General features: G+C 33.4%; 7 protein-coding genes and 1 pseudogene. All 8 read left to right on the top strand.

Features of this window, described 5'->3' with window-relative positions; all coding sequences use genetic code 11:
• The first annotated feature begins 17 nt into the window (after window positions 1-17).
• Window positions 18-357, top strand: a pseudogene (locus HET73_RS06545) (YraN family protein).
• 172 nt (window positions 358-529) lie between these two features.
• Entirely contained in the window at window positions 530-877 is a 348-nt protein-coding gene (locus tag HET73_RS10010; protein ID WP_246210252.1) for a substrate-binding domain-containing protein, read from the top strand.
• Window positions 878-1,140: 263 nt separating this feature from the next.
• Entirely contained in the window at window positions 1,141-1,518 is a 378-nt protein-coding gene (locus HET73_RS10005; protein WP_246210251.1) for a substrate-binding domain-containing protein, read from the top strand.
• A 26-nt stretch (window positions 1,519-1,544) separates the two neighbouring features.
• Window positions 1,545-1,670, top strand: coding sequence for a hypothetical protein (locus HET73_RS09175; protein WP_255453481.1), 126 nt, complete (start codon window positions 1,545-1,547; stop codon window positions 1,668-1,670).
• A gap of 70 nt (window positions 1,671-1,740) precedes the next feature.
• Window positions 1,741-2,088: a potassium transporter TrkG gene (locus HET73_RS09170; RefSeq protein ID WP_343033066.1), complete on the top strand. Its 348-nt coding sequence runs from the start codon at window positions 1,741-1,743 to the stop codon at window positions 2,086-2,088.
• The gene (locus HET73_RS09165) at window positions 2,082-2,348 is read left to right on the top strand and encodes a potassium transporter TrkG (RefSeq protein WP_343033098.1); all 267 of its coding nucleotides are present in this window, start codon (window positions 2,082-2,084) and stop codon (window positions 2,346-2,348) included. Before HET73_RS09170 ends, HET73_RS09165 begins: the two co-directional genes overlap by 7 nt.
• A gap of 148 nt (window positions 2,349-2,496) precedes the next feature.
• On the top strand, window positions 2,497-2,658 hold the full coding sequence (locus HET73_RS08705) for a hypothetical protein (RefSeq protein ID WP_246210250.1): 162 nt from the start codon (window positions 2,497-2,499) through the stop codon (window positions 2,656-2,658).
• Window positions 2,659-2,766: 108 nt separating this feature from the next.
• Entirely contained in the window at window positions 2,767-2,997 is a 231-nt protein-coding gene (locus tag HET73_RS08700; protein ID WP_246210249.1) for a hypothetical protein, read from the top strand.
• The last annotated feature ends 424 nt before the right edge of the window (window positions 2,998-3,421 follow it).

The raw sequence follows: 3,421 nt of genomic DNA, 5'->3' as shown, positions 1-3,421 counted from the left end.
TTATTATTCTATAGGTTATACTCTATTTTACAGGTTATTTTGGTGAGCTATTAGTTTTAGTATATTTAAAGCTGAAGTGGTATAATATTATAAAACATCGTTATCATTACAAGTTCGGCGAAGTTGACTTGATCGTATCTAAGAAAAGAGAACTGATTTTTATAGAAGTTAAAACAAGTCTACCTGGACAAGAGATACCGATATCTTCTCTTCAATGATGTCAATCTATTGTAAATTCCTCTAAATATTTCCTAAATAAGAATGTTAATTTTTTAGGTTATTCGATCAGGTATGATTTATGTTTTTTTCCTTAAAAAAGGACCTATCTATATCAGGAATGCTTGGATTGAAGAGTGACGGCTAAGGTAATTTAAATCTGTTGAAGTGAATTTATGATTAAGAAGGCTTAATAATAAGTGGGGAATTAGGACTTTTCAGTTTGATCTTTTAATATAAAATTGTAGATTTATGTTCTTACCTAAAAATGATGTTTAGAGGCTTTTTCTTGATTTTTATGTTTACAGTATTCATGCCACTGTCAAACAGTGATGCAAGGCATTATATCAGAATTGTTGGTTCTTCAACTGTTTTTCCTTTGATCTCATTTATAGCTGAGGACTTCAATCGTGTATTCTCCTTTAAGACTCCAGTTGTAGAATCGATAGGAAGTGGGTCAGGGTTCAAAATGTTTTGTTCAGGGGTGGGGGAGAACACACCAGACATTGCCACTTCATCTCGTCCTATAAAAGAAGCAGAAAGAGAGTTATGTAAAAGGAATAAAGTTAGCGAAGTTATAGAGATCATTATTGGCTATGATGGAGTTGTAGTTGCAAATTCGAATCAGAGCTATAGGTTTGATTTCACAAAAAAGGTTTAATTGAAACTTTTTCCGCATATTCCCAAGAAAATGGTAAGCTAGTAAAAAATAAAAAGAAGTACTGGTCTGACGTAGATCAAGCTTTACCAAAAACAGAAATTGAAATTTATGGTCCACATCAGAATACAGTTACATACGAAACTTTGATTAATTCTATTATGCTTGATCAATACACATGCATGAACTCGAAAATTTTCAAGGAGAATTATAACAATCCAGAGGAAAGAGAGAGAAAGCATGCGGTAATACAATATTTATAAGGGATGATGGGAGGGAGATACATAGAAGTCGGGATTGATAAAAATATAATAATTCCAAAGTTAAAAAGTAATAAAAACGCCTTAGAAATATTTAGTTTCATCTTTCTAGTGAGGAACCAAGATAAAATACAAGGAAGCACAATCGCAGAAATTGAACCGACTTATGAAAATATATCATCGGAAAAATATATATTAGCAAGACCTTTATACCTTTATATAAAGAAGGAGCACTTAAATACCATTGATGGATTAAGAGAATTCATTAGAGAAGTTATAAGTTCTATAAGTGCTGAGAATGGATACCTATCTAGGCTCGGTCTGATTCCACTTTCCAATGAAGATATGAAAAAAGTTTCAGCAAAAGTTCATGATATAGTGTAATATCTTTTATTTTAGAAGGTAGTTCTATGGAAAGTCATCAACGTTTGCAGACTTTACGTTCAATTTTATTTATTGTTGGAGTGTTTGTATTGTTATTTAGCTTGACAATGGTCATTCCTGCTATTACCAATGAGTACCTGAGCTACGAATAAAAACGTTTCTAGCTTTCAAAATTACCTGCACATCTGGTGCAAATTTTGTTCTATTGGATAAATTAAGTAGATTGCATGGAATGCCAGCAATTTTTCGATTACCAGTTGTACCTGGATTGCTTTATTCCTATTTGCAGCTATTCCATTCTATCTTGGTAACCTGAGCTATGTTGATGCATTATTTGAAACGATATCTGGCTTTACAACAACAGGAGCAACTATATTTAGTGATTTTGAAAGACTATCTCCAGGAATACTGCTATGGAGAGCAATGCTACACGGTATAGATGGCTTTGATATAATCACTATAGGGATTGCAGTTTTTCCTATGCTTAAGGTTTTGGGTCTAAATAATTTACTCTACTCTGATTGCTCAGATGCTACAAAAAAAGGTTACCGAACACGCGAAGTGTGGTGATTCATATTACGACAGTATATTATGGCCAAACTTTGTTGTGTGTATTTTCATATTTTCTAGCTGGTATGCCATTGTTTGAGGCAATATGTCATGGAATGTTCGCTGTATCAACTGGTGGATTTGCTAACTATAAAGATTCCATAGGGCACTATAATGATCCCATACTAGAAGCTATAACAATTATTTTTATGATTTTGGGTTGTCTGCCTTTCCTTAGCTATATAAGAATTATAGGGCGGTCAGACGTTCGCCATAATTGAACAGGTCTTTTATTTTGTTAGAATAGTTGTTATCTCGTCCTTATTTGCTTGTTTTTGGTTGTATAAAAACGTTGATTTAGGGTTATCATTTTCACTTAGATATGGCACATTTACCATCACATCTTTTATCACATCAACTGGTTATTTGATGTACAATTACGTGGATTGGAGTTTTGTTTCAGTTTTGGCTTTTTTTCTAACCTTTGTTGGCGGATGTGGTGATTCTGCAAGCGGCGGTATTAAGGTCTTTCGTCTGATCGTTATTCTCAGGTCCATAGAAAATCGCTTTCGCTTTTTTATTGAACCCTGATGCAGATGATAGAGTGAAATTTAATGGTAAAATCCTAAAGAATTATGAAGTTCACTCTATATTTACGTTTTTGCAATTTACATATTAATCTTCGCTGTATCTTCAATAGTGATGTCTTACTTAAGCAACACGGACTTTGTAACTAGTATTAGTGCAATTTCTGCAACGCTTACAATCTCTGGGCCAGGATTCAGTAATTTAATAGGTCCTGCAGGTAATTCCTCCTTTAGCAATGAAGTAAAACTATTTCTGTCGTTTTTAATGCTGCTTGGCAGACTTGAGATATTATATATATATATATATAATACTAAAAATATTGGAATCAGTCATTTAGAATAAAGTTTAATTCGTGCATATATAGGATTCATAGTATATACATATTTACATGATGTCGCGATATTTCGGGGGACCGCCGTTCCCCTTTTTCGAGCGAACCAAGATTGCTGACAAGATGGCGTGTTGTTTTTAAATTAATATTAAGTGTTCTGTTTCGAGGCGCATGCTCACGTGAAGTGATGTATGGTATGGGTTGGATCTCCCTGGGTGTAAATGACTGCGTGTTTGTTTGTTGAGATAATAAGCAAATGTAACGGTGTAATGTTTGTGTTTGAAAAGAGTTATGTTTGAGTGAGGTGGAGCAGTTTAAAGATAAAAAGATAAAATAATAAAAAAATAAATAATCTGCTATGTGACAGTCACAGGACTTTCACTTACCTAAAAAATGGTGCTTAAAATGCTACAACAGTACTGTAAAAGCAAGTCA

This window comes from Wolbachia endosymbiont of Atemnus politus (genome assembly GCF_013309895.1).
Note: the sequence above shows the minus strand (reverse complement) of the source record. Positions and strands in the feature narration are given on the sequence as shown.

What these genes read in the sequence shown, in the direction of transcription:
- HET73_RS10010 (WP_246210252.1), top strand. Translation starts at nt 530, where the DNA reads ATGCCACTGTCAAACAGTGATGCAAGGCATTATATCAGAATTGTTGGT.
- HET73_RS10005 (WP_246210251.1), top strand. Translation starts at nt 1,141, where the DNA reads ATGATGGGAGGGAGATACATAGAAGTCGGGATTGATAAAAATATAATA.
- HET73_RS08705 (WP_246210250.1), top strand. Translation starts at nt 2,497, where the DNA reads ATGTACAATTACGTGGATTGGAGTTTTGTTTCAGTTTTGGCTTTTTTT.
- HET73_RS09175 (WP_255453481.1), top strand. Translation starts at nt 1,545, where the DNA reads ATGGAAAGTCATCAACGTTTGCAGACTTTACGTTCAATTTTATTTATT.